This window comes from Streptomyces chengmaiensis (assembly GCF_029846775.1).
Classification (GTDB): Bacteria; Actinomycetota; Actinomycetes; order Streptomycetales; family Streptomycetaceae; genus Streptomyces; species Streptomyces chengmaiensis.
The window spans coordinates 28,375-52,410 of the sequence record NZ_JARWBG010000026.1; the positions used below are offsets into that span (position 1 = coordinate 28,375).

The window sequence follows — 24,036 nt, forward strand, 5'->3', positions numbered from 1 at the left end:
GGCCCGGCGTCCAGCGGGGGCCGGCGGAAGAACCTGTGTCGCGTCTACCCCTGCACGGTGTCCGACCGGCGGGGTGTTGTCCATCCCTCGATCAGGCCCGGGTGCCCTGGTCGCTCACGAGTGTGCCGATCTTCTCACCCTTGACGGCGCGGGCGATGTTGCCCTCCGTCAGCAGCTCGAAGACCAGGATCGGGAGGTTGTTGTCGCGGCAGAGGGTGACGGCGGTGGCGTCGGCGACCTTGAGGTTGCGGGAGATCACCTCGCCGTACTCCAGCGCGTCGAACTTCACCGCGTCGGGGTTGGTCTTGGGGTCGGAGTCGTAGACCCCGTCCACGCCGTTCTTGCCCATCAGCAGAGCCGCGGCGTCGATCTCCAGGGCACGCTGTGCGGCGGTGGTGTCGGTGGAGAAGTAGGGCATGCCCATGCCCGCGCCGAAGATGACGACCCGGCCCTTCTCCAGATGGCGCACCGCGCGCAGCGGGATGTACGGCTCCGCGACCTGCCCCATGGTGATGGCGGTCTGGACGCGGGAGTCGATGCCCTCCTTCTCCAGGAAGTCCTGGAGGGCGAGGCAGTTCATGACCGTGCCGAGCATGCCCATGTAGTCGGAGCGCGCCCGGTCCATGCCGCGCTGCTGGAGCTCTGCGCCGCGGAAGAAGTTGCCGCCGCCGATGACGACCGCGATCTGCGCGCCGTCCCGGACCACCGCGGCGATCTCGCGTGCGATGTTGTGTACGACGTCGGGGTCGACGCCCAGTCCCGTGCCGCCGGAGAACGCCTCTCCGGACAGCTTCAGCAGGAAGCGTACGGCCTTCTTGCCGTCGCCGCCGTTGTGGTCGCCTTTGTCGCCGGCTGCCTGGGTGGCGTTCGCGCCCTTGTTCATGGAGATCTCCTCGTGCACATACGAAGAAGGCCACTGCCTTGGGGTGCTGGTGTCCCTGTCGGCAATGGCCTCCTCGTCAGATCTGCGGTCGTGCGGCGCGTACCCGGCCGATGACTGCGTAGGAAACCCTAGCGGTCTCCTGTGTCGATCGCTTACGGGCTCAGGCGCCGACGCGGATGCGCGCGAAGCGCTTCAGCGAGACACCGGCCTCGTCCAGGACCTTCTGGACGGTCTTCTTGTTGTCCTTGGCGAACGGCTGGTCGAGGAGGGTGACCTCCTTGAAGAAGCCGTTGACGCGACCCTCGACGATCTTCGGGAGCGCGGCCTCGGGCTTGCCCTCGTTGCGCGAGGTCTCCTCGGCGACGCGGCGCTCGGCCTCGACGACCTCGGCCGGGACGTCCTCGCGACGGAGGTACTTCGGTGCGAAGGCGGCGATGTGCTGCGCGACGTCCTTGGCGACCGCAGCGACTGTCTCCTCCGAGGCGGACCCCTTGTCCAGCTCGACCAGCACGCCGACCTGCGGCGGGAGGTCGGGCATGGTGCGGTGCATGTACGCGGCGACGTACCCGTCGGCGAACTGCGCGAAGCGGTCCAGGACGATCTTCTCGCCGAGGTTGGCGTTGGCCTCGTCGACGTATGCCTGGACGGTCTTGCCGGCCTCGATCTCGGAGGCGAGCAGCGCGTCGATGTCGGCCGGGCCGGTGCCGGCGACGTGCTGGGCGAGCGCGTCGGCCACGGCGAGGAACTTCTCGCCCTTGGCGACGAAGTCCGTCTCGCACTTCAGCTCAAGCAGCACGCCGGAGGACTTGTCGTCGGCGATGAGGGAGACGACGGCGCCGTTCTCGGCGGAGCGGCCCTCACGCTTGGCGACGCCCTTCTGGCCCTTGACGCGGAGCAGCTCGACGGCCTTGTCGACGTTGCCCTCGGCCTCGTCCAGCGCCTTCTTGCAGTCCATCATGCCGGCGCCGGTGAGCTCGCGAAGCTTCTTGACGTCGGCGGCGGTGTAGTTCGCCATGTCCTTGAATCTCTCTCGAAGTCGAAAGTCGAAGATCTACGGGTGAGCGGCGGGGGCGGCGCTCACGCTGCGCCGTCCCCCGCCGTCAGGAACCGAACCGTTGAGGTCAGGCCTGCTCGGCGTCCGCGGCAGGCTTCTCGGCCTCGGCAGGCTTCTCGGCCTCGGCGGGCTTCTCGGCCTCGGCGGGCTTGGCCGCCTCGTCGGCCTTCTTCTCACCCTCGAGCAGGTCGCGCTCCCACTCGGCCAGCGGCTCGCCCGCGGCCTTCTCGCCGGGCTTCTGGTCGCCGGTCGCAGCGCCGGAGCGGGCGATGAGGCCCTCGGCGACGGCGTCGGCGATCACGCGGGTGAGCAGGGTGACGGAGCGGATCGCGTCGTCGTTGCCCGGGATCTTGTAGTCGACCTCGTCGGGGTCGCAGTTGGTGTCGAGGATCGCGACGACCGGGATGTTCAGCTTGCGAGCCTCGCCGACGGCGATGTGCTCCTTCTTGGTGTCGACGATCCAGACGGCGCTGGGCACCTTCTGCATCTCGCGGATGCCGCCGAGGGTCTTCTCCAGCTTGGCCTTCTCACGGGAGAGGACCAGCAGCTCCTTCTTGGTGAGGCCGGACGCGGCCACATCCTCGAAGTCGATCTGCTCAAGCTCCTTCAGGCGCTGAAGGCGCTTGTAGACGGTGGAGAAGTTGGTGAGCATGCCGCCCAGCCAGCGCTGGTTGACGTACGGCATGCCGACGCGGGTCGCCTGCTCGGCGATGGCCTCCTGCGCCTGCTTCTTGGTGCCGACGAACATGATGGAGCCGCCGTGCGCGACGGTCTCCTTGACGAACTCGTAGGCGCGGTCGATGTACGACAGCGACTGGAGCAGGTCGATGATGTAGATGCCGTTGCGCTCGGTGAAGATGAAGCGCTTCATCTTCGGGTTCCAGCGACGGGTCTGGTGACCGAAGTGGACGCCGCTCTCCAGCAGCTCCCGCATCGTGACGACGGCCATGGCCGTATCTCCTTGGGTTTCTCGGTTGTGTCCTGACGCCCCGACGCGCCGTGCCACAGAGGACCGAGAGGCGCGGCCACTGACCGATGAGGGTCCGGTGGCGGGGCGTGCGAAGTCGACCCGGTGACCCGGATCGCCAGAAGAAGTGTACGGGACGGGGGCGGTGGCGGGTGACGCGCCGCCGGGGTGACGGCGTTGTCCACAACCGGGGAGTAGTCCACAGGCCGGGCCCATGATCCGCGAGGTGCCCGGCAACCCGGGCAGGCTCCCGCCATGACGACCTTTCTCCTCACGCTCGCCCTGCTCCTGCCCGCCGCCCTCCCCCGTCAGGCCGTCTGGCCGCTCGGCCCGCCTCGCCCTGACGTCGTAAGGGGCTGGGAGCCACCGCCGTCGCCGTACGGCCCCGGGCACCGGGGCGTGGATCTGGCGGGCCGCGCCGGGGCGCAGGTCCGCGCGGCGGCGGCGGGCCGGGTGCTGTTCGCCGGAAAGGTGGCGGGCCGGGGCGTGCTGGTGATCGCGCTCAGCGGCACGGGGGCGCCGCCGCTGCGGACGACATACGAGCCCGTCCGCCCGTTGGTGCGCGCCGGCGACCCGGTCCGGCCCGGACAGACCGTGGCCACCCTGGCCGCCGGGCCCTCGCATTGCACGGGCCCGTGTCTCCACTGGGGCCTGCTGCGCGCGGACTCCTATCTCAACCCGCTGCTGCTGCTCCCCCGCGCGCCGTCCCGGCTGCTGCCGCTGTCCGGCGCGCGCTCGCGGTAGCCCCATGCGGCCCCTCTCCCACGGCCCCCCTCGTTGCCCCCGGGGGCGGCCCCGCCTCTGTGCGAGGGGGCTTCGCTCTCGCCCCTGGAGCCCGGGTCCGCCGCCCCCGCGCCTTCACCGGCGGACGCGTCCGCTGTGCGGAGGCATCAGCACCGCGCCGGGCGGGGCGGGCACACACCGGGTGTCCCCTCTCCACGGGTGCAGGGCCGCGCAGCCCGACACGAAGCCGCGGCATACAGGGGGCACGGGGACGGGGCGACGCAGCCCTGCGCCTTTCCCCGGAGGCGGCAGGGGCGAGATCCACGGCTTAAGGAAGGGGAAGGGGAGGGGGGACGGACACGGCCTCCGGCCGCTGGGGTGGCTAGTGCCGCGGGGTCACGCCGCTCAGAGCCATGGAGACCGCCGCGTCGGCGATCTTCGCGGGGTCCTCCGCCGCACCCAGTTCCGTACGGCGGACCGCCGCGTCCACCACGCCCTGGAGGAGCACCGCCGCCAGGCGGGGCTGCTCGTGCCCCAGCTCCCCGAGCGCCTCGACGATCATCGCGACCAGGCCTCCGTGTGCCGCGCGGATCTTCTCCCGGGCCCCCGCGTCCAGCTCGCTCGCCGAGATCGCGACCACGGCTCGGTGCCGCCGGTCCCCGACCAGCTCGAGCTGCTGCCGCACATACACCTCGACCTTGTCCTCAGGCGTCGCCGCCCGCTCCATCGCGGCCTCGACCTCCGCGGCCCACACGGGGAAGTCGACCGCGCACAGCTCCTCGACCACGGCGGCCCGCGAGCGGAAGTACTCGTACACGGAGGACCGGGCGAGCCCCGTGCGCTCGGCCAGGGCGGGGAATGTCAGCGCCTCCGTGCCGCCCTCCGACAGCAGGGAACGCGCGGCGTCCAGCAGGGCGTCGCGCTGCATCGTCCGGTGCTCGGCCACGGAGGCCGCTCGAATCCTGGGCACCCCACTACTGTACGGATCCGGCCGCCCCGTTCCAGCGAAAACGCATCCTCAGCGTCCGACGTCGGCCAGCTTCGCCCGCAGCTGGAGCACCGACTTTGTGTGGATCTGACTGACCCTGCTCTCCGTGACCCCCAGCACGTTGCCGATCTCCGCGAGGGTGAGGCCCTCGTAGTAGTAGAGGGTGACGACGGTCTTCTCCCGTTCGGGCAGGGTGTTGACGGCCTTGGCCAGCAGTCGCCGTAGCTCCCGGTCCTCGGCGACCTCGACGGGGTTGTCCGCCGCGGTGTCCTCCAGGGTGTCCATCACGCTGAGCCCGTCGCCGCCCTCGCCGCCCCCGTGCAGCAGCTCTTCCAGGGCCACCACGTTGGCCAGGGACAACTGGCTGAAAACCGTGTGCAGTTCGTCGACGGCGATGCCCATCTCCGAGGCCACCTCGGCTTCGGTCGGAGTGCGCCTCAGCTGCGCCTCGAGCGTCGCGTACGCCCGCTCCACGGCCCTGGCCTTCTGCCGCACGGACCGCGGGATCCAGTCCAGAGCGCGGAGTTCGTCGATCATGGCTCCGCGGATCCGGGTGATGGCGTAGGTCTCGAACTTGATCGACCGGTCGAGATCGAACTTCTCGATGGCGTCGATGAGTCCGAAGACCCCGGAGGAGACGAAGTCCGCCTGCTCGACATTGGACGGCAACCCCACGCTCACCCGGCCCGCGACATACTTCACCAGAGGCGAGTAGTGCAGGATCAGCTGCTCCCGCAGGCGCTCGTCGCCCGTGGCCTTGTACGACCGCCACAGCTCGTCGAGCGACGAGGGAGCGGAGGGCCGCACGGCGCCGCGGGCAGCGGGGGGCACTGCCGCGCGGTCAGACCCGGAGGTGTGCTGGGGCATGCGTTGCCTTGAGCCGTTCTGCTGTGATGCGGGATGGGGCGGGCGTCGTCTGTGAGGGAATTCCGGTGAGCGTAGCGTGACTGACACGTCGCGGTGGGCGATCCTCGGGGGAGTGAACCTGTGCGGGTACAGCCCGTCGCCCACACCTTCGAACCAGGGCCGACGCCAGACGCGCCGGCCCCTCGGATGCTGACGACGGGGCTGCAGAGGTCATCGGCCTCACCCTGTCACCCGAATGCGTCAGGTCAAGCACCGCCTCGCCGCACGTTCGGTCCTTGACTCGCACACCGCGTCAACTGCCAGCGGTCACCCACCCTTTCGACGAACCCCAAAGAGTGCAGTTCATACAGTCTGCAGCCGGTCTCGTCCGGCGTCAGCCCCACGGCTCGCGCCAGGCCCCCGGAATCCGCCGTGCCGCGGGCCGGAAACGCCTCGAGCAGCCGCCCGCTGAGCGGGTCGAGCAGATCCCGGGGCAGCACGGGGCCTCTGCGTTCCGGGGCGAGGTCGCCCATCTCGCCGACGAGTTCGACGACTTCGGCGGCGTCGGTGACCAGCGTGGCCTCACCGCGCAGCAGTTCATGCACCCCGGCCGAGAGTCCGCTGGTGACGGGCCCGGGGACGCCCATGGTGTGGCGGCCCAGCCGGTGCGCTGCCCGTGCGGTGACCAGTGAGCCGCTGCGGTACTCGGCTTCGACGACGACCGTGCCGCGGGTGAGCGCCGCGATCACACGGTTCCTGAGGATGAATCTGCTGGGTGTGGGGTGGTCGCCGGGTGGCAACTCCCCGACGACCAGACCCTGTTCCGCCACGCGGCGGATCAACTGCGCATGGCCCCGCGGATAGACCACGTCGACTCCGCAGGCGAGCACGGCGACGGTGGCCCCGTCGGCGGCGAGCGCGCCCCTGTGCGCTGCGCCGTCGATGCCGAAGGCCGCCCCGGAGACCACGACCCAGCCCCGCTCCGCCAGTCCCGAGCCGAGCGCGGCGGCCAGGTGCGCCCCGTAGGGCGTGCAGGCCCGCGCGCCGACGACGGCGACCGAGCGAAGCGCCCATTTCCGCAGGTCCGGCCTGCCACACGCCCACAGCCCGATGGGTCTGGCGTCGCCGAGGTCGTCGAGTTGCGTGGGCCACTCGGGATCACCGGGGACGATGAATCTGCCGCCGACGGCGGCGACGGCCGCGAGGTCGCGCTCGGGGTCGGCCGAGGCTGCCCGTGTGCGGTAGCCGGCCAGCCCCCTGGGAGTGGCCCCGGGCAGCGCGTCGGGCTCGTCCGGCGGTCCGGTGAGCCGCTCCAGCAGCCCTTGTGCACCGAACTCCCGCAGCCAGCGCCCCCCGCGATCGTCGCCCGGTTCGATGACCCTGGTGAGCGCCGCCCGTGCCGTCCGCTCGTCCTCGACGGCCGCCCGCGGGTCCCGGCGTCCGCGTCCGAAGCCCCGGGAGCCGGCTGCGGCCGTGGCCCTGCGCCCCGCGTCCGCGTCCGCGTCCGTGCCCGTGCCCGCGTCCGTGTCCGTGCCCGTAGCCGTAGCCGAATCAGGTTCCGGTGGGGGCGCCGCGCCGCCGCTCATACGACACCTCCCGCCGCGGCCATCGGCGCGCCTCGCGCGACACCGGTGCGCAGTTCCAGGGCGAGGGCGATGTCATGGGAGTGCGGGCGGTCCCGTCCGGCGAGGTCGGCGACGGTCCAGGCGACGCGTACGACCCGGTCGAGTCCGCGGGCGGTGAGCAGGCCGCGCTCCATGTCCCGCTCCGCGGCCGCGAGGGCGCCGGGGGCAAGGGGCCACCGGGTGCGGAGCTCATGGCCCGGCACCTCGCTGTTGACGCTCCAGGGCGTGCCGCTCAGCCGTACGGCGGCCCGTTCACGAGCCTCCAGCACACGGGCCGCGACCTGCTGGGTGGACTCTCCGCGGCCGCCCTGGCCCAGAAGGTCGCCGCGGTCGACGGGCTCCACCTCGACGCGCAGGTCGACCCGGTCGAGCAGTGGCCCGGAGAGCCGTGACTGATAGCGGCGGATGACGGCGGGCGGGCACTCGCAGCCCGCGCCGTGGAGGGTGTGCCGGCCGCAGGGGCAGGGGTTCGCGGCCAGAACCATCAGAAAGCGGGCGGGCAGCCGCACCACTCCCCCGCTGCGGGCGACCACCACATGGCCGGACTCCAGCGGCTGCCGCAGCGCATCGAGGGCTTTCATGGAGAATTCTGGGGTTTCGTCCAGGAAGAGCACTCCGCGGTGAGCCAGGGACACCGCACCCGGCCTGGGCAGGCCGTTGCCGCCGCCGACAAGGGAGGGCATGGTCGCCGAGTGGTGGGGGGCGCAGTAGGGCGGCGTGCGCACCAGGGGTTCGCCGGGCGGCAGGATGCCCGCGACGGAGTGGACGGCGGTGACCTCGAGTGACTCGCGCCGGGTCAGCGGTGGCAGCACTCCGGGCAACCGCTCGGCGAGCATGGTCTTGCCCGCCCCGGGCGGGCCGTGCAGCAGCAGATGGTGACGGCCCGCGGCGGCGACCTCCAGTGCGGTGCGGGCACCGCGCTGGCCTGCGACGTCCGCCAGGTCCGGGGCGTCGCCGGATGGGGCGGAGATCCCTGCGCCCACTCCTGCGCCGGGCACCATGAGGCCGGCGAGCATGGCGTCGGGGCGGCCGGGCGGCCCCGGCTCCTCCCGGGGCACGGGCTCCTTGGTCAGGACGGCGATGAGCTGCCGCAGGCTGCGTACACCGAGGACGGACACACCGGGAACCAGCGATGCCTCGCCGGCGGTCTGCTCGGGGACGACGACCTGGCGGTACCCCGCTTCCGCGGCCGCGAGGACCGCGGGCAGCACCCCGCGCACGGGGCGGACGCGGCCGTCGAGGCCCAGTTCGCCGATGAGCACCAGGTCGGCGACGTCCTCAGGAGAGATGTACTCGGCCGCCCCCAGCGTGGCCACCGCGACGGCGAGATCGAAACCGCTCCCGGACTTGGGCACGGAGGCGGGGCTGAGGCCCACGGTGAGCTTTTTCTGCGGCCACTCCGCTCCGGAGTTGACCACTGCCGCCCGCACTCGGTCCCGGCTCTCGACGAGGCTCTTGTCCGGCAGTCCCACCAGGGTGAAGGCGGCGACGCCCGGCTCGAGGTCGGCCTGCACCTCCACGACCACGCCCTCGACGCCGACCAGCGCCACGGAGCACGCACGTGCGAATCCCATCAGGCCACCCCTCGCGCGTGCTCCACCACGGGCCCGCCCTGCCGGGGCAGCAGCACACCGACGAGGTCGATGCGCACCCCGCCCGGCGGTGGGCCGTCGTGCCGCTGCAGCCAGCATTCGGCCAGTCGTCTGAGCCGGGCGGCCTTCCGCGGGGTGATCGCGGCCATCGGATGCTCGAAGGCGGCCGCCCTGCGCGTCTTGACCTCGCAGACGACCAGCGCGTCCCCGTCGCGCGCCACGATGTCGATCTCGCCGGACCGGCCGCATCGCCAGTTCCTCGCCAGCACGGCCATGCCGGAGCTCGCCAGCAGCCGTGCCGCCAGCTCCTCGCCGTACCGTCCCAGTGCCCCCGTCGCGTTCATGTCGGCACCACCTCCGGCACCGACTGTGACGCGTCACACCTCTATGTGTGGATCTTGGTGGAAAACCCGTCCGCTGTGGACAACTCCGTCACCCGGTCCGGTGACGGGGGCCTTGGCCAGGTGCTCCCGGTCAGCCGCCCGGAAGCTCGAGGTCGCTCTTGTTCAGCTCCTCGATGTTCACATCCTTGAATGTCAGTACGCGTACCTGCTTGACGAACCTGGCCGGGCGGTACATGTCCCAGACCCAGGCGTCAGCCATCGAGACCTCGAAGAAGACCTCGCCCTGGACCGAGTGCACCTGCATCTCGTAGTCATTGGTGAGATAGAAGCGCCGTTCGGTCTCGATCACATATTTGAACAGCCCGACGACGTCGCGGTACTCCCGGTAGAGCTTCAGCTCCATCTCGGTCTCGTACTTTTCGAGGTCCTCGGCGCTCATGGCATGTTCCCCTTCAGCCGTGCGTCCCCCCATTGTGCGTCACCCATCCGCACCCCTAGACGATTTCCGGGGCCAGGACCACCGGCGTACGCGGGGGACCCTCGTCGAGCAGCGTGCGCAGCAGCCCGGCGAGCCTGGTCGGATACACCGTCTCATGGGCCGCGGACAGCTCGGCGGAGGTCCACCACCGCAGACCGTCCACGCTGCGTCGCTCCAGTTCGGTCAGCCCGCGCGGCGAGGCGGCGGTCTGGGCGGTCCGTGCCAGGTAGTACCACTCGTCCTGGTCCCAGCGGCGTCCGTCGAAGGGGAACGAGCAGATGCGCCGCCAGAGCACGGGGCCCAGCTCGACCTCTGTGATCCCGGTCTCCTCCGCCAGCTCCCGCAGCGCGGCAGCCTCACGGGTCTCGTCGCCCTCCAGGCCCCCGCCCGGCGTGAACCACCATGAGTCGGCCGGGTCGCCGGGCTCATAGCCGTGCAGCAGCAGAATGCGGTCCCGGGGGTCGAGCAGCACGACCCGCGCCACCTTCCGCAGGGGGCCGCCAGACGCCAGGGCGTCACGGGTCGGCTCTCCGGCAGGCGCCAGGGCGTCAGGGGGCGTCAGCGAGTCAGGGGGCATCGGAGGTCACCCCGCGACCGCCGCCCCGGGCGGCTCCGCCTCCGGCCGCCGCGCGGCCCGGCGACCCGCGCCGCGACATGCGTGCCGCCCGTCGGGCCGCCACCGGCCCGTACGCCGCACCACCCAGGATCAGCACGACGCCCGCCGCGATCGCCCCGACGATCAGCCGCACCGGCCCCGGCTGGGAGATCCCGCCCGGCAGCGCGGCGAAGGAAGCGGGCCGCTCCACCAGGCCGCCGTCGAGGGGCCAGGCCACCGCGTCCAGCCGGGCGCTCACCGCCGACCGCGGCACGGAGCCTTCGCCGGGCTCCTGAAGGTGGACGCGGGAGTCGACCGACCCCATGCGCTCGTCGCCGAGCAGGAACAGCTGCCCCTCCGGCACCGAGGCGCTGAAGCCCTGCGGCGAGGCCGGTCCGCCGGCGCTCAGGTAAGGTTCGTCCACCGGCGTGCCGTTGACCGTCAGCCGCCCTTGCGCGTCACAGCAGGCGATCTCGTCGCCGCCGATCCCGACGACGCGCTTCACCATCGGCAGATCGCCCCATGTGGAGTCGGTGAAGACGACGATGTCCCCGCGTCTGACCTCGTCGCCGGATATCCGCTCGGCCAGCACCCGGTCGCCCGCCTGCACGGTCGGCGACATCGAACGGGTCGGCACGGTGTAGGGCTGGTAGACGACGGCGCCCCAGGCGAAGCCGCCGAGGAAGAGCACACAGCCGACGGCCACGGCCAGCCCCGACAGAGCACTGCCGAGGCGGCCGCGGCCGCCGCCCGAACGTCCCGTTCCGCCCATCCCAGCGCTCCCCGCCTCGGCGTTCTCACCGGCCCCCACGCGGCGGGCCGGAGCTCTGGGACGGCACCCTACCTGCCGGTCCTACCCTTCGGTATGCCCCGAGGCGGCCTGCCCCGCCGTCGGTGCGGTCTCGCCGACGGCCTGCGCGGTCCGCTGTGCGCTCTCCCCGGTGCGGACGGTGGGATCAGCGGGGGCGGTGGGGCTGGTGCGGACGCCGGGGGCGGTGGGGACGGTGCGGACGCCGGGGGCGGTGGGGACGGTGCGGACGCCGGGGGCGGTGGGGACGGTGCGGACGCCGGGGGCGGTCAGCCTCCGCCTGCGCCACAGCACGACCGGCAGCGCGCCCGCGAGGCCCAGCGCCGCCGGGGCGGCCGCCGAGGCCGTACCGAGCGACTGCATCGCGAGCGAGTTGATCCCGGGCTGCTCGAAGGTGTCCGGCACCGGCAGCGTCGACCAGCGGTTCACCGGCCAGGCGATCACCACGGCACGCCCCACTACCTTCTCGACCGGGACGAAGCCGCCGTTCTTGTCCTCCATGTGGTAGCGGGAGTCCTGGGAGTTCTGACGGTGGTCGCCCATCACCCAGATCATGCCGTCCGGCACCTTGAACGGCCCGAAGGGCTGGTCGTCGCAGGGCGTGTTCCCGGGGTAGATGTAGGGCTCGTCCAGCGCCTTGCCGTTGACCTTGACCGGGCCGCCCTTCTTGCACTCCACCGTGTCGCCGCCGATGGCGATCGTCCGCTTGATCAGGTCCTTCTCGTCGACGGACGGCATCAGGCCGATGAGGCTGAGGAACCGCTGGATCACGTTGGGGTCGGCCGTGGGCTCGCCCGCCAGCCAGCCGGCCGGGTCCTCGAAGACCACGACCTCGCCGCGCTCGGGCTCGGAGCCGAACCACGGAGTGAGCTTGTCGACCAGCACCCGGTCACCGCGCTGCAGAGTGTTCTGCATCGAATCCGAGGGGATCGAGAAGGCCTGCAGCAGAAACGTCTTGATCAGCAGGGCGAGGATCAGCGCGATGCCGATCAGAAGAGGCAGTTCCTTCCAGAAGGACCGCTGCTTCTTCTGACCCGAACCGCCGCCGCCCTGGGACTCACCCGGTCCCTGGGAACCCTGTGGTTCCTGGGGTTCCTGCGGTCCCTGCGGCTCGTTCGACTGATCCGTCACAGCTGGGGGCTGCCTGTCCTCGGACCCATCGTGGCCGGATCGTGCACCGACTGCCACATCCCCCACATCCACTCCTCATCTCCGTGCGAACCGCCTGCGCCAAATGAGGCGCAAGCCCACCACTCCCATAACGAGCGGGAGTTCCGCAGGGCTCGGGAGCAGGACCATTCCCTTGAGATCCTGAGGTGACACCCTATGCGACACGGGCAGGGCGGCGGTCGACCCGGACGGCGCGTTGGGCACCGAGGCGTAGGTCTCCCGCTCCTCCAGTGTGCGCCAGTGGCTCAGCGGCCAGGCGATCACCACGGCGCGCCCGACGACCGAGTCCTCCGACACGGTGCCGCCCTGCTCGTCGAGGTGGAAACGGGAGTCGCCGGAGTTGGAGCGGTGATCGCCGAGGACGAAGAACCGCCCCTGGGGCACCTGGACGTCGAACGCGATCTCGGAGGGGGCGTCCCCGGGGTTGAGGTACGGCTCGTTCAAGGGCGTCCCGTTGACGGTCACGCGGCCGTCCGCGTTGCAGCAGACCACCCGGTCACCGCCCACCGCGATCACGCGCTTGATCAGATCCTGCTCGTCCTCGGAAGGCAGCAGCCCGATGAAGCTCAGTGCCTGCTTGATCTGCTTGATCCCGACCGGATCCTCGCCCGTCTGCTGGTTCTGCTCCTGCTGCAGCCAGCCGCCCGGGTCCTCGAAGACGACGACGTCGCCGCGCTGCGGCTTGGAGCCGAACCACGGGGTGAGCTTGTCGACCAGCACCCGGTCCTGGATCCGTATGGTCTGCTCCATCGAGCCCGAAGGAATGACGAATGCCTGCACCAGGAAGGTCTTGAGCACCAGGGCGATCAGCAGTGCCACCGTGATCAGGAGGGGTATCTCCTTCGCGGCGGAACGGCGACGCCGGCGCTTGACCTTCTGGGCCAGCCTGCGCCGCTCCGCACGCCCAGGGAGGGCGCGTCCGCCGTCCGTGGGGCGTGTCCCGGTCGGCAGCCGGGTGTCCGCTCGGTGACTCGCCTGCCGCCCCCGGTTACCCATCGCCGCCGCCCGTGCCTCGCGCGGTGTCCGGGACCTCGTCGAAGGCGTCGGTCCCGGACACGGACGACCAGCGGCCAGCCGGCCAGGCGATCCAGTCCGCCCGCCCGATGACCCTGTCCACCGGCACCATTCCCCCGCCGGGCTGTCCCAGGTGGTCGCGGGAGTCCTGCGATCTGCTGCGATGGTCGCCCATCATCCAGAGCCTGCCCTGGGGCACGACGATGTCGAAGGGCACCCGGGAGGGGGCGTCGCCGGGGTGCAGATACGCCTCGTCGACCGGTACGCCGTTCACCTCGACCCTGCCCCCCTCGTCGCAGCAGACCACATGATCCCCGCCCACGCCCACCACGCGCTTCACAAAGTCGGTCTCCGCGGGCTCTGCGAGCCCCACCATGGCCAGCGCGCCGCGGGTGAAGGCGCTGACCGGGTTCTCCTCGGCGCCCTCGCGCACAAAGGACCCCCGCCCGTCGAACACGACGACGTCCCCCCGTTCGGGCCGGTCACCGAAACGGTACGCCAGCTTGTTCACCAGCACCCGGTCCCCGACCTGGAGCGTGGGCTCCATCGAGCCGCTGGGGATCTGGAAGGGCTGGATGACGAAGTGGCTCAGCAGCAGGACGAACACCGCGCATACGACGCCGAGCAGGCCGGCACGGCGCCGGTTCAGCCGGTGAAGCACCGTACGGCCCGCAGCGCGCGCTCTCCCGCGCTCGGAACGCACGGAACGCGACCCCTCTCCCTCCTCCCCGGTCTCAGGGGCGGAAGAGCGGTCGCGCTCCGTGTGCAGTGCTTCGGTGTCCATCGGGGCCAGATGCTATCCGGCCCCGCTGTGAACACGGTGTGAGCCGGCGGCCGACTCCGTCGGCAGCAGGGCTCAGCTCTCGCGCTTCTCCTTGATCTTCGCAGCCTTGCCGCGCAGCTCACGCAGGTAGTACAGCTTGGCACGGCGGACATCACCGCGGGTGACGAGCTCGATCTTCTCGAAGATCGGGCTGTGCACCGGGAAGGTGCGCTCGACGCCGACGGAGAAGGAGACCTTGCGGACCGTGAAGGTCTCGCTCACGCCAGCGCCCTGGCGGCGGATGACGACGCCCTTGAACTGCTGGATGCGGGAGCGGTTGCCCTCGATGACGCGCACGTGGACGTTCACGGTGTCGCCGGGGCGGAAGGCGGGGACGTCGGTGCGCAGCGAAGCGGCGTTGACGTCGTCGAGCAGGTGGGCCATGGTGGTCTGCTTCCTCGCCGATGCCACAGGTCATCAGCGGAATGATCGTGATGAGAATCAGGGTGCCGTACACATCGGGCGGGCGTCGGTCCCCCTGTGGCAGGGGCGCCGGCCGGACGCACAGCAGCGGCTCATTCTTCCACGTCCGCCCGTCTGCGCCAAAATCGGCCGTCGGGCTCCGGCTCCCAGCCCAGGATGGAGAGGATCTCCCGGTCCTTCTTGTCGAAGGCGGCGGCGTCACAGCGCTCGATCAGGTCGGGCCGGTTGCGGGCGGTGCGGCGGAAGGCCTCGTCCCGGCGCCAGCGGGCGATCTTCCCGTGGTGGCCGCTGAGCAGGACCTCGGGGATGGCGCGTCCGCGCCACTCGGGGGGCTTGGTGTAGACGGGCCCTTCCAGGAGGTCGGCCATCGCGCCCGGGGCGAAGGAGTCGTCGCGGTGGGACTCGGCGTTGCCGAGGACTCCGGGCAGCAGCCGGGCCACGGCCTCCGTGATGACCAGGACAGCGGCCTCGCCGCCAGCCAGCACATAGTCCCCGATGGACACCTCGTACACCGGCATCCGGGTGGCGTACTCGTCGGCGACCCGGCGGTCGATGCCCTCGTACCTGGCGGGGGTGAAGATCAGCCACGGTTTCCGGGAGAGCTCGAGGGCGACCTCCTGGGTGAAGCGGCGGCCGCTCGGCGTGGGGACGACGAGGGCGGGTTCGCGGGCGCCCGACTCATAGCCGTCCGCGAGGATCTGGTCCAGCGCCTCGCCCCAGGGCTCGGTCTTCATCACCATGCCGGGGCCGCCGCCGTAGGGGGTGTCGTCGACGGTGCTGTGCCGGTCGTAGGTCCAGTCCCGCAGGTCGTGGACATGCACTCCGAGCTGCCCGCGGGCGCGGGCCTTGCCGACGAGCGAGACGTTCAGCGGCTCCAGATACTCGGGGAAGATCGTGACGACGTCGAGCCGCATCAGTCGCCGCCCCCGTCCGCCGACGCGCCGTCCGCCGACGCGCCGTCCGCCGTCCCGGGGGAGGCGATCTCCGCCTGACCGTCGTCGATGAGGCCGGGCGGCGGCGTGATGACGGCCCGCTGCTCTTCGAGGTCGATCTCGGTGACGATCTCCTCGACGAACGGGATCATGACCTCGCTGCCGTCGGGGCGCTCCACGATGAACAGATCCTGCGACGGCAGATGCGAGATCTCGGTGATCCGCCCGACGGCGGTCCCGTCGGCGAGGACGACGTCCAGATCCATGAGCTGGTGGTCGTAGTACTCGTCGGGGTCTTCGGGGAGCTCGTCCGGGTCGACCTCCGCGATGAGGAGGGTGTTGCGCAGCGCCTCCGCGGCGTTGCGGTCGCGTACGCCCTCGAAGCGCAGCAGCAGCCTGCCGCTGTGCACCCGGCCGGACTCGATGGCCAGCGGGCCGACGGAGGCCGGCTCGGTGGCCAGTACGGCGCCGGGGCCGAGTCTCAGCTCCGGCTCGTCGGTCCGCACCTCGACGGTGACCTCGCCCTTGATGCCGTGGGCACGGCCGATCCGCGCGACTACCAACTGCACGCTCATTGCTCCTGTCGTACGGCGACGGGCCGGGGCGGGCCCGTAAGCCCTCCCCGGCCCGCGCCGGCGCTCTGAAGGTAAAACAGCCAACTGATCAGCGGACCTGGTCCACGTCGACGAGGTCGACGCGGATGCCACGGCCGCCGATGGCGCCTACGACGGTGCGCAGCGCGCGTGCGGTGCGGCCGTTGCGGCCGATCACCTTGCCGAGATCGTCGGGGTGGACCCGGACCTCGAGCACGCGTCCGCGGCGCAGGTTGCGCGAGGCCACGTGCACATCGTCCGGGTAGTCGACGATGCCCTTCACGAGGTGCTCGAGAGCCTCCTCGAGCATGCTCAGGCCTCGGTCGACTCGGTGGACTCGGCCGCCTCAGCAGCCTCGTCCGCCTTCTTGTCGGCCTTCTTGGCCTTGGGGGTGATGGCCTCACCCTTGGCCTCGTCGCCCTCGAGGGCCTTGGTGAAGGCCTCGAACGCGGCGCGCTTGTCCTTCGGCTCGGCGACCTTCAGCGGCTCGGGAGCCGGCAGGCCCTTGTGCTTCTGCCAGTCGCCGGTGAGCTTCAGGATCGCGAGGACCGGCTCGGTCGGCTGGGCGCCGACGGACAGCCAGTACTGGGCACGCTCCGAGTCGACCTCGATGCGGGAGGGGTTCTGCACCGGGTGGTACAGGCCGATCTCCTCGATGGCCCGGCCGTCACGGCGGGTGCGGGAGTCGGCGACGACGATGCGGTAGTGAGGCGAACGGATCTTGCCCAGACGCTTCAGCTTGATCTTGACTGCCACGGGAGTGGTGTCTCCTGGTGTTGACGTGGTGGGGCACAACGAGATGCCACGTGGGGTTGCGGTACTCGGGGTGCCCGATGGACGCGCCAGCCGGAGGCGAGAGGGGTCCTGTGCGGCTGTCGAGTACAGCTAGCCATTGTGCCACACCGCCGCGAGGTGCAGCGGCGTACCCCCGCAGCCCGCACGCCACCGGCCGGCGCGGCTGTGCGGCCGGTCTCTGCGTCCGGAGCGGGTCGGGCCGCGGGCGGGCGCCGGGCGCGGACCAGGTCAGGCGGTGACCGGTGCCGGGAGCCGGGCACGGACCCGGTCAGGCGCGGACCGCGGATCAGCTCGCCGCGCCCAGGGCCTCCGGGATGCGGAAGGGTTTGCCGCAGCCGCCGCAGACGATCGGCGCCTGGGCGAGCACCGAGGGGACGACCCTGACATTGCGCCCGCAGTCGCACACGGCCTTCACCCTCACCCCGCCGCCCGACGAGCCGTGCCGGGCGGCCGGCCCGCGGAAGGAGCGTTTGGTGTCGGCGGCCGTGGCGGCCGTGTGCGCCCGCAGGGCGCGCTGCAGTCTCTCGATCGTGGGCCGATAGCGCCGTTTCGCCTCGGGGTTGAGCGTCACCAGTGAGAAGCCGCTGCTGGGATGTGGCTCCTCCGGGTGGTCCAGGCCCATCTCCTCGGCGATCGCCAGGAATCGGCGGTTGTGGTAGCGGCCGGCACGCGAGGTGTCACGGACGCCGCGCGCGGCGGCGATGCCGTGGACTGCCTCGTGGAGCAGCCGCTCGAAGGAGAGCTCCGCGCCGCAAGCGGACGAGGATTCTCCGATCAGGGACTCTGGCGCGGCGAGATCCGGCAGCTCGGGGTGGTGCCGTTGAATGTCGGCCCACGCCTGTGCCAGCTCCGCTGCGAGAACAGGTGGTGTCGTGCTCACGTCGTGATAACGAGCCGCAGCGCTCACGGGTTCCATTCCGGGGCATCTCAAATAATTTGCACGTACCCGTCAGTTTCCATTGAGCCAACACAGCTCCCACCAAGGTGGTACGTACCTGACAGCGCCGAGGGCGGCCACCGGAGCCCGCCGCATTCAGTAGGCGCGCCCCACGACGGCGACCGCGCCGGGCTCGTCGTCCGACTCCGGCACGGAACCGTCCTCCGCGATCAGGCAGCGTACCGACACGGCCTGCTCCGCGAGGACGGCCTCACCCTCCTGGCCCAAAGTCGCCCACGGGATCCGGGCCCAGCCGCCGGCGTTCGCCGCCTCTGCGGCCTCCGTGACCGTGGAGACGTCGCTGGTCCGGGCCTCGCGACGGTCCCGGGACTGCTTCAGCAGCAGCGCCTGGTCCTCTTCGAGGACCTTCGGGAGCAGTTCGGCAAGCGACTCGATGCGCACCGGTTCCTTCCCGCCGGCGATCCGGCGCGCCAGCATCGCGGTCCCCGCCTCCAGATCGCGCGGGCCGACCTCGATCCGCACCGGGACGCCCTTGAGCTCCCAGTCCACGGCCCGGCGGCCGAACGGCGTGTCCGTGCGGTCGTCGACCTGCACCCGCACGCCCGCGGCCGTCAGCCGTTCGCCGATCTCGCGGACCTTGGCGAGCACCGCGTCGTCGCCCTTGATGGCCAGCACCACCGCCTGGACCGGGGCCAGACGCGGCGGGACCCGCAGTCCTGCGTCATCGCCGTGGGACATGATCAGCCCGCCGACCATCCGGGTGGAGGAGCCCCAGGAGGTCTGCCAGGCGAGCTCCTGCCTGCCCTCCTTGGACAGATACGTGGTGTTGAACGCCTTGGAGAAGTTGGTCCCCAGCTCATGGCTGGTACCCATCTGCAGGGCCTTGCCGTCGCCCATCATCCCTTCCAGGGTGAGGGTGTTGACGGCTCCCGCGAAGCGCTCGCGCGGCGTCTTGCGGCCCAGCACCACGTCGATCGCCAGGACGTTCTCCATGAAGTCCGCGTAGACGTTCCGGTGGATGTGGGCCGCATAGTCACGGGCGTCCTCATATGTGGCGTGGGCGGTGTGCCCCTCCTGCCACAGGAACTCCGTCGTGCGCAGGAAGACGCGCGGGCGCATCTCCCAACGGACCACGTTCGCCCACTGGTTGATCAGCAGCGGCAGATCCCGGTAGCTCTGCACCCACTTCGAGAAGTAGTCGTTGATGATCGTCTCGGAGGTGGGCCGTACGACGACGGGCTCCTCCAGCTCCTTGCCGCCGCCGTGCGTGACCACGGCCAGCTCCGGCGCGAATCCCTCGACGTGCTCAGCTTCCCTCGTCAGGTAAGACTGGGGGATGAAGAGCGGGAAGTAGGCGTTCAAGGCGCCCGCCGCCTTGATGCGGGCGTCCATCTCCTGCTGCATCCGCTCCCACAGACCGTATCCGTACGGCCGGATGACCATGGTGCCGCGCACCGGGCCGTTGTCCGCCAGCTCGGCCTTGTTGATCAGGTCCTGGTACCAGCGTGGGAAGTCTTCCGCCTGGGGCGTGAGAACGGGTGCCTTTGCCATGGCGCGCATGGTACGGCGAGAAGTGTTGGAAAAGGGAATTCAGCAAGAGAATCAAGCGGCTCAACTGGGGCGCACGCCCGGGGCACGAAGCAATCGCACACACCCTCTGGACGCGGGGAGGCATGCGGAGTTCTCTGGCATACAGGGGGAGGGCACCGGGGGGAGCGCAACGCACGCACACGGGGGCGATCTCACGTCGGCTCGTCGGATTGGGGCGCTTTCGATGACTCCTACGCTCGTCCAGCACCGTCAGGACCGCCAGGATCACCAGCACCGCCGGCACGGCCGGTACGACACGACGGCGCATAGCGCGGCGCACACGTCCGCTGCCGCCGCCTCCGCCCGCGACTGGGCCGAGATCCAGGAACGGATGCTGGCGCCGCTGTACGAGGCGGTGTACGAGCGCCTGGAGGTCGGTCCCGGGACCAGAGTCCTGGGCCTGGGCTGCGGCTCCGGGCTGGCACTGCTGCTCGCAGCGGCCCGCGGGGCGGAAGTGACCGGTGTGGACACGGACCTCGAGCGGCTGGCGCTGGCGCGACAGCGGCTGGATTCCGCCGATGACGCGGGCGGCGGGGACGGCGGGCGGGCCCGCGCCGTGCTCGTGGAGGGTGCGGCGTCGGACGCGGCGTCGGCCGGCCCCTTCGACGTCATCGTCGCGTTTCACCCGATCGGCTGTACGGCGGACGACTGCGAGGCACTCGTCGCGGAACTCGAAGCGGCCGTGCGGCTGGCCCCGCGCGGGGCCGCCGTCGTGCTCACCGGATGGGGGCCGCCGGAGCGCTGCGCCACCTCCGGAGTCCTGCGGGTCGCAGACCGGCTGACGGAACGTCTGCGCACCGAGGACGGCCGCCCGGGCGACGCCTGGCGTCCAGCCCTGCGGGACGACCTGGAGGACGTCGCCGCCAAGGCCGGCCTGGCGCCCGACGGCTCGGGACGCGTGGCCTGCCCGTTCGGCTACGCCGACGCCGACAGCGCCGTGCGGGGGCTGTTGTCGACGGGGCTGTACTCGGAGGCGGTGCGGGCGACGGACCAGGCACAGGTGCGGAAGGAGATCGACGAGGCGCTGGAGCCGTATCGGCGGGGGGACGGGACGGTGTGGATGCCGAACGTCTTCCGGTACCTGATCACCCGGACGGCGTAGCGCCCTTCTCCCTTCCGCCGTCCCGCCCCGAGCTTCCGCCGTCCCGTCCCGAGACCGGGGCCTGGCCCCAGCCCCCTGGAGGGGACCGGGCCTTGCGCGGCGCGGACGCGCCGCCCCGGCGGGGGCGGGCGAGTCTCAGGTCTCCTGGTCCTTCGTCAGACGGGGGATGCCCGCGGCGGCATAGGCGGCATCCTCTTCAAGGGTCTCGTTCTGCAGGAGCGCCCCCGCCAGAGAGTCCAGGCGGTCCCGGTTGTCGCGCAGCTGACGGCATGCGCTCTCGTAGCACTCGTCGACGATCCGCCGCATCTCCGTGTCCACCGCATCCAGCGTTCCCGGCGCGGCCGACAGCCCGTACGCCTGCTGCGCATCGCTCGGGATCGCCGTCAGCCGCCCCACCCGCTCGCTCATCCCCCAGCGCCCGACCATCCCCCGCGCCAGCACGGTCACCTGCTCCAGGTCGCTCTCCGACCCGGTGGTCACCACACCGAACACCACCTCCTCCGCGGCCATCCCGCCCAGCGCCCCCACGATGCGGCCGCGCAGATACTCCTCCGTGTACGCGTACCGGTCCGCCTCCGGCGTGGAGAGCGTCACGCCCAGCGCCCGGCCCCGCGGCACGATGGTCACCTTGCGGACGGGGTCGGCGCCCGGCTGGAGCATGCCGAGCAGGGCGTGGCCGCTCTCGTGGTAGGCGGTGCGGCGGCGTTCCTCGGGCGGCATCACCAAGGGCCGTTCCGCGCCGAGTTGGACCTTCTCCAACGCCTCGGACAGATCCGACTGGGTCACCTCGCGCCGCCCCCGCTTCACCGCGAGCAGCGCCGCCTCGTTCGCCAGATTGGCCAGATCCGCGCCCGTCATCCCAGGGGTGGTGCGCGCCACCTGTGCCAGGTCGACTCTCGCGTCGAGCGGGATGTACCGGGTGTGGATGCGCAGGATCGCCTCACGCCCGCCCCGGTCCGGGGGGCTGACGCTCACCGTGCGGTCGAAGCGCCCCGGCCGGGTCAGCGCCGGGTCCAGCACGTCGGCGCGGTTGGTAGCCGCGACCACGACCACCCCCTCCGACCCGGTGAAGCCGTCCATCTCCGTGAGGATCTGGTTCAGCGTCTGCTCGCGCTCGTCGTGGCCGCCCATCGCCGCGCCGCCGCCCCGCGCCCGCCCGATCGTGTCGATCTCGTCGATGAAGATGATCGCGGGGGCCACCTTGCGTGCCTCGGCGAAGAGCTCCCGGACCCGCGACGCCCCCACGCCCACGATCATCTCGATGAACTCCGACGCCGACGCCGAGAAGAACGGCACCCCCGCCTCACCGGCCACCGCCCGCGCCAGCAGCGTCTTCCCGGTCCCGGGCGGCCCCGACAGCAGCACGCCGCCGGGCATCCGCGCACCCATCCGCCGGTAGGCGTCCGGGTTCTTGAGGAAGTCGACGACGTCGTTCAGCTCGCCCTGCACCTCGTCGATGCCCGCCACGTCGGCGAACGTGGTGCGCCTGCCGGTCTCCAGCTCGACGGGTCTGGGCGGCGCCTTGCGGCCCAGCATCCCCCCGGCGCCGCCCAGCCGGGACGCCATCCGCCGTGTGATGAACACCCACAGCGCGACCAGCAGCAGGATCGGCGCGAGCGAGATCAGCACATTGGTCAGCAGGTTCGGTTCCTCGTACACCGGCTCCGCCGTGACCACGACGTTCTGCCGGGTCAGCTCCGCCCACAGATCGTCGTCGGCGAAAGCGGGCCGCTGGGTGGCGAACCGGTCGTAGGTGCCGCCGTCGCCGTTGGGCACCGGCGCGCTCTGCTTCAGATCGCCCTGGATCTGGTCGCCCTTGGCGTAGATCCTCTCCACATTGCCGTCTTCGACCTGCTTGCTGAACTCCGTGTACGAGACCGTCGTCGGCTCGTCGTCCCCCGTCAGCGACAGCACCAGATTGGTCAGCAGGAAGACGGCCACCACCGCGACCAGCAGCCAGCCCCAGCCGCCCGGAATCCGCCGCTTCGGCGGGGACGGCGGCGGCGCGCCCTCGGAGCGCCACGGCTGGTCGGTGCGGTCGCGCGGAGGTACGGAGTTGGCCACGCTGGCTGCCCTCCTCTGCGCCGGCGCCTGTGCCCATCTCCCCACAGGTGCGGGTCCGCCGCCAGTCAGCGGCGTCCAACGGCGTCCCCGGCGCGGCTGCCCGGCAGACATGCCGAGGGCCCGCGGCCGTCCGTCCCGGCCACGGGCCCGTGAAGCTGGGGATCAGCCCATGAACTTCTTGAACTCGTCCGGCAGCTCGAAGTCCTTGCCCGGCTGCCCGGGCGGGAGGCCGAACGCCCCGCCCTGCTGCTGGGCGGCCTGCCTGCGCTCCGCGGCGGCCTGCTCCTCGGCCTTGCGCTTCATCGGGTTGCCGCTCTTGCGCTTGCCCTTGGCCTGCTTCTGCTGCTTCTTCTGACGGCCGGGGCCGCCCCCCATGCCGGGCATGCCCGGCATTCCGGGCATGCCGCCGCCCTGTGCCATGCGCGACATCATCTTGCGCGCCTCGAAGAACCGCTCCACCAGGTTCTTCACCGCGCTGACGTCCACACCCGAACCGCGGGCGATACGGGCCCGGCGCGAGCCGTTGATGACCGTCGGGTCGTTGCGCTCGCCCGGAGTCATCGACTTGATGATCGCGGCGGTGCGGTCGACGTCCCGCTCGTCGATGCTGTTGATCTGGTCCTTCATCTGGGCCATGCCGGGCAGCATGCCGAGGAGCTTGCTGATGGAGCCCATCTTGCGGACCTGCTCCATCTGGGCCAGGAAGTCGTCCAGCGTGAAGTCCTTGCCCTTGCTGGACGCCAGCTTGGAGGCCATCTTGGCGGCCTCTTCCTGGCTGAAGGTCTGCTCGGCCTTCTCGATCAGGCTGAGCATGTCGCCCATGCCGAGGATGCGGGACGCCATGCGGTCCGGGTGGAACGCGTCGAAGTCGTCCAGCTTCTCGCCGTTGGAGGCGAACATGATCTGGCGCCCGGTGACATGCGCGATCGACAGGGCGGCGCCGCCGCGGGCGTCGCCGTCGAGCTTGGAGAGCACCACGCCGTCGAAGCCAACGCCGTCGCGGAAGGCCTCCGCGGTGTTGACCGCGTCCTGACCGATCATCGCGTCGACGACGAAAAGGATCTCGTCCGGCTGGACCGCGTCTCGGATGTCCGCGGCCTGCTGCATCATCTCCTGGTCGATGCCCAGCCGGCCGGCGGTGTCCACGATCACGATGTCGTGGACCTTCGACTTCGCGTACTCGATGGAGTCCTTGGCGACCTGCACCGGGTCGCCCACGCCGTTGCCGGGCTCCGGCGCGTAGATCCCGACGCCGGCCCGCTCCGCGACGACGGAGAGCTGGTTGACGGCGTTGGGCCGCTGGAGGTCGCAGGCGACGAGCAGCGGGGAGTGGCCCTGGGTCTTGAGCCACTGGCCGAGCTTTCCGGCGAGGGTGGTCTTGCCCGCGCCCTGCAGACCGGCCAGCATGATCACGGTCGGCGGCTGCTTGGCGAACCGGAGCCGGCGGGTCTCGCCGCCGAGGATGCCGATCAGCTCCTCGTTGACGATCTTGATGACCTGCTGGGCGGGGTTGAGGGCCTTCGAGACCTCGACGCCGAGCGCGCGTTCCTTGATCTGCTTGATGAAGGCCCGGACGACCGGGAGCGCCACATCCGCCTCGAGCAGGGCGATGCGGATCTCGCGTGCCGTGGCGTCGATGTCCGCCTCGCTGAGGCGGCCCTTGCCCCTCAGGTTCTTGAAGGTATTCGCCAAGCGGTCGGAGAGGGTATCGAACACGGTGGTCGCGGAT

General features: G+C 71.2%; 23 protein-coding genes and 2 pseudogenes. 2 read left to right on the top strand and 23 right to left on the bottom strand.

Going from position 1 to position 24,036, the window contains the following annotated elements; all coding sequences use genetic code 11:
- Positions 1 to 91: 91 nt before the first annotated feature.
- The 3 genes from pyrH to rpsB all read right to left on the bottom strand — a co-directional run bounded on the left by pyrH (position 92) and on the right by rpsB (position 2,886).
- On the bottom strand, positions 92 to 883 hold the full coding sequence (gene pyrH / locus QCN29_RS21680; protein WP_279930166.1) for a UMP kinase: 792 nt from the start codon (positions 881 to 883) through the stop codon (positions 92 to 94).
- Positions 884 to 1,043: 160 nt separating this feature from the next.
- Positions 1,044 to 1,898 carry a translation elongation factor Ts gene (tsf, locus tag QCN29_RS21685; protein ID WP_279930167.1) on the bottom strand — a complete coding sequence of 285 codons (855 nt, stop codon included), beginning with the start codon at positions 1,896 to 1,898 and terminating at the stop codon, positions 1,044 to 1,046.
- 106 nt (positions 1,899 to 2,004) lie between these two features.
- Positions 2,005 to 2,886 carry a 30S ribosomal protein S2 gene (rpsB, locus tag QCN29_RS21690; RefSeq protein ID WP_279930169.1) on the bottom strand — a complete coding sequence of 294 codons (882 nt, stop codon included), beginning with the start codon at positions 2,884 to 2,886 and terminating at the stop codon, positions 2,005 to 2,007.
- Positions 2,887 to 3,159: 273 nt separating this feature from the next.
- Here rpsB and QCN29_RS21695 point away from each other — a divergent pair, with 273 nt between their 5' ends.
- On the top strand, positions 3,160 to 3,648 hold the full coding sequence (locus tag QCN29_RS21695; protein ID WP_279930171.1) for a M23 family metallopeptidase: 489 nt from the start codon (positions 3,160 to 3,162) through the stop codon (positions 3,646 to 3,648).
- A 361-nt stretch (positions 3,649 to 4,009) separates the two neighbouring features.
- Here QCN29_RS21695 and QCN29_RS21700 read toward each other — a convergent pair whose 3' ends face one another.
- From QCN29_RS21700 to proS, 18 genes and pseudogenes are all read right to left on the bottom strand, one after another.
- The gene (locus QCN29_RS21700; protein WP_279930241.1) at positions 4,010 to 4,573 is read right to left on the bottom strand and encodes a TetR/AcrR family transcriptional regulator; all 564 of its coding nucleotides are present in this window, start codon (positions 4,571 to 4,573) and stop codon (positions 4,010 to 4,012) included.
- A gap of 72 nt (positions 4,574 to 4,645) precedes the next feature.
- A complete protein-coding gene (gene whiG, locus QCN29_RS21705) occupies positions 4,646 to 5,482 on the bottom strand; it encodes an RNA polymerase sigma factor WhiG (RefSeq protein ID WP_279930173.1) in 837 nt (278 codons plus the stop codon).
- A gap of 245 nt (positions 5,483 to 5,727) precedes the next feature.
- A complete protein-coding gene (dprA, locus tag QCN29_RS21710; RefSeq protein ID WP_279930175.1) occupies positions 5,728 to 7,047 on the bottom strand; it encodes a DNA-processing protein DprA in 1,320 nt (439 codons plus the stop codon).
- Positions 7,044 to 8,660, bottom strand: coding sequence for a YifB family Mg chelatase-like AAA ATPase (locus QCN29_RS21715; RefSeq protein WP_279930176.1), 1,617 nt, complete (start codon positions 8,658 to 8,660; stop codon positions 7,044 to 7,046). The genes dprA and QCN29_RS21715 overlap by 4 nt, the downstream gene beginning before the upstream one ends.
- Positions 8,660 to 9,022 carry a YraN family protein gene (locus QCN29_RS21720; RefSeq protein WP_240136839.1) on the bottom strand — a complete coding sequence of 121 codons (363 nt, stop codon included), beginning with the start codon at positions 9,020 to 9,022 and terminating at the stop codon, positions 8,660 to 8,662. Before QCN29_RS21720 ends, QCN29_RS21715 begins: the two co-directional genes overlap by 1 nt.
- 130 nt (positions 9,023 to 9,152) lie before the next feature.
- Complete coding sequence (locus QCN29_RS21725) at positions 9,153 to 9,461, bottom strand: DUF2469 domain-containing protein (protein ID WP_003965949.1); 309 nt, start codon at positions 9,459 to 9,461, stop codon at positions 9,153 to 9,155.
- 55 nt (positions 9,462 to 9,516) lie between these two features.
- Positions 9,517 to 10,077, bottom strand: coding sequence for an NUDIX hydrolase (locus QCN29_RS21730; protein ID WP_279930177.1), 561 nt, complete (start codon positions 10,075 to 10,077; stop codon positions 9,517 to 9,519).
- Positions 10,067 to 10,867, bottom strand: a complete 801-nt coding sequence (gene lepB / locus QCN29_RS21735) for a signal peptidase I (RefSeq protein WP_279930179.1) — start codon at positions 10,865 to 10,867, stop codon at positions 10,067 to 10,069. The genes QCN29_RS21730 and lepB (QCN29_RS21735) overlap by 11 nt, the downstream gene beginning before the upstream one ends.
- 303 nt (positions 10,868 to 11,170) lie before the next feature.
- A pseudogene (lepB, locus tag QCN29_RS21740) lies at positions 11,171 to 12,034 on the bottom strand (signal peptidase I); the annotation flags it as partial.
- Positions 11,961 to 13,069: pseudogene (lepB, locus tag QCN29_RS21745) on the bottom strand (signal peptidase I). The pseudogenes lepB (QCN29_RS21745) and lepB (QCN29_RS21740), both read right to left, overlap by 74 nt.
- Positions 13,062 to 13,871, bottom strand: a complete 810-nt coding sequence (gene lepB / locus QCN29_RS21750; protein WP_279930182.1) for a signal peptidase I — start codon at positions 13,869 to 13,871, stop codon at positions 13,062 to 13,064. Before lepB (QCN29_RS21750) ends, lepB (QCN29_RS21745) begins: the two are co-directional and overlap by 8 nt.
- A 72-nt stretch (positions 13,872 to 13,943) precedes the next feature.
- Positions 13,944 to 14,294: a 50S ribosomal protein L19 gene (gene rplS, locus QCN29_RS21755; protein ID WP_279930183.1), complete on the bottom strand. Its 351-nt coding sequence runs from the start codon at positions 14,292 to 14,294 to the stop codon at positions 13,944 to 13,946.
- 131 nt (positions 14,295 to 14,425) lie between these two features.
- Positions 14,426 to 15,247, bottom strand: a complete 822-nt coding sequence (trmD, locus tag QCN29_RS21760) for a tRNA (guanosine(37)-N1)-methyltransferase TrmD (protein WP_279930184.1) — start codon at positions 15,245 to 15,247, stop codon at positions 14,426 to 14,428.
- A complete protein-coding gene (gene rimM, locus QCN29_RS21765) occupies positions 15,247 to 15,834 on the bottom strand; it encodes a ribosome maturation factor RimM (RefSeq protein ID WP_279930185.1) in 588 nt (195 codons plus the stop codon). The genes trmD and rimM overlap by 1 nt, the downstream gene beginning before the upstream one ends.
- Before the next feature lie 94 nt (positions 15,835 to 15,928).
- Positions 15,929 to 16,168 (bottom strand): RNA-binding protein, encoded by a 240-nt coding sequence (locus QCN29_RS21770; protein ID WP_240136832.1) that lies wholly within the window; start codon positions 16,166 to 16,168, stop codon positions 15,929 to 15,931.
- Between the two features lie 2 nt (positions 16,169 to 16,170).
- Positions 16,171 to 16,614 (bottom strand): 30S ribosomal protein S16, encoded by a 444-nt coding sequence (gene rpsP / locus QCN29_RS21775; protein ID WP_279930187.1) that lies wholly within the window; start codon positions 16,612 to 16,614, stop codon positions 16,171 to 16,173.
- Between the two features lie 325 nt (positions 16,615 to 16,939).
- A complete protein-coding gene (locus tag QCN29_RS21780; protein WP_240136830.1) occupies positions 16,940 to 17,569 on the bottom strand; it encodes a hypothetical protein in 630 nt (209 codons plus the stop codon).
- Positions 17,570 to 17,686: 117 nt separating this feature from the next.
- Positions 17,687 to 19,102 (bottom strand): proline--tRNA ligase, encoded by a 1,416-nt coding sequence (gene proS, locus QCN29_RS21785; protein ID WP_279930189.1) that lies wholly within the window; start codon positions 19,100 to 19,102, stop codon positions 17,687 to 17,689.
- Positions 19,103 to 19,325: 223 nt separating this feature from the next.
- Between proS and QCN29_RS21790 the strand changes: the two genes are divergently transcribed.
- Entirely contained in the window at positions 19,326 to 20,243 is a 918-nt protein-coding gene (locus tag QCN29_RS21790) for a class I SAM-dependent methyltransferase (RefSeq protein WP_279930190.1), read from the top strand.
- A gap of 135 nt (positions 20,244 to 20,378) precedes the next feature.
- Here the strand turns inward: QCN29_RS21790 and ftsH are convergent, their stop codons facing one another.
- Positions 20,379 to 22,307 (bottom strand): ATP-dependent zinc metalloprotease FtsH, encoded by a 1,929-nt coding sequence (ftsH, locus tag QCN29_RS21795; protein ID WP_279930192.1) that lies wholly within the window; start codon positions 22,305 to 22,307, stop codon positions 20,379 to 20,381.
- Between the two features lie 162 nt (positions 22,308 to 22,469).
- On the bottom strand, positions 22,470 to 24,023 hold the full coding sequence (gene ffh, locus QCN29_RS21800) for a signal recognition particle protein (RefSeq protein ID WP_279930193.1): 1,554 nt from the start codon (positions 24,021 to 24,023) through the stop codon (positions 22,470 to 22,472).
- Positions 24,024 to 24,036: the final 13 nt, after the last annotated feature.

Coding starts and splice junctions, on each gene's coding strand:
- QCN29_RS21790 (WP_279930190.1), top strand. CDS start 19,326: ATGACTCCTACGCTCGTCCAGCACCGTCAGGACCGCCAGGATCACCAG.
- proS (WP_279930189.1), bottom strand. CDS start 19,102: ATGGCAAAGGCACCCGTTCTCACGCCCCAGGCGGAAGACTTCCCACGC.
- trmD (WP_279930184.1), bottom strand. CDS start 15,247: ATGCGGCTCGACGTCGTCACGATCTTCCCCGAGTATCTGGAGCCGCTG.
- dprA (WP_279930175.1), bottom strand. CDS start 7,047: ATGAGCGGCGGCGCGGCGCCCCCACCGGAACCTGATTCGGCTACGGCT.
- QCN29_RS21730 (WP_279930177.1), bottom strand. CDS start 10,077: ATGCCCCCTGACTCGCTGACGCCCCCTGACGCCCTGGCGCCTGCCGGA.
- rpsB (WP_279930169.1), bottom strand. CDS start 2,886: ATGGCCGTCGTCACGATGCGGGAGCTGCTGGAGAGCGGCGTCCACTTC.
- lepB (WP_279930182.1), bottom strand. CDS start 13,871: ATGGACACCGAAGCACTGCACACGGAGCGCGACCGCTCTTCCGCCCCT.
- QCN29_RS21715 (WP_279930176.1), bottom strand. CDS start 8,660: ATGGGATTCGCACGTGCGTGCTCCGTGGCGCTGGTCGGCGTCGAGGGC.
- QCN29_RS21720 (WP_240136839.1), bottom strand. CDS start 9,022: ATGAACGCGACGGGGGCACTGGGACGGTACGGCGAGGAGCTGGCGGCA.
- QCN29_RS21695 (WP_279930171.1), top strand. CDS start 3,160: ATGACGACCTTTCTCCTCACGCTCGCCCTGCTCCTGCCCGCCGCCCTC.
- QCN29_RS21725 (WP_003965949.1), bottom strand. CDS start 9,461: ATGAGCGCCGAGGACCTCGAAAAGTACGAGACCGAGATGGAGCTGAAG.
- QCN29_RS21770 (WP_240136832.1), bottom strand. CDS start 16,168: ATGCTCGAGGAGGCTCTCGAGCACCTCGTGAAGGGCATCGTCGACTAC.
- lepB (WP_279930179.1), bottom strand. CDS start 10,867: ATGGGCGGAACGGGACGTTCGGGCGGCGGCCGCGGCCGCCTCGGCAGT.
- rplS (WP_279930183.1), bottom strand. CDS start 14,294: ATGGCCCACCTGCTCGACGACGTCAACGCCGCTTCGCTGCGCACCGAC.
- tsf (WP_279930167.1), bottom strand. CDS start 1,898: ATGGCGAACTACACCGCCGCCGACGTCAAGAAGCTTCGCGAGCTCACC.
- QCN29_RS21780 (WP_240136830.1), bottom strand. CDS start 17,569: ATGGAACCCGTGAGCGCTGCGGCTCGTTATCACGACGTGAGCACGACA.
- pyrH (WP_279930166.1), bottom strand. CDS start 883: ATGAACAAGGGCGCGAACGCCACCCAGGCAGCCGGCGACAAAGGCGAC.
- whiG (WP_279930173.1), bottom strand. CDS start 5,482: ATGCCCCAGCACACCTCCGGGTCTGACCGCGCGGCAGTGCCCCCCGCT.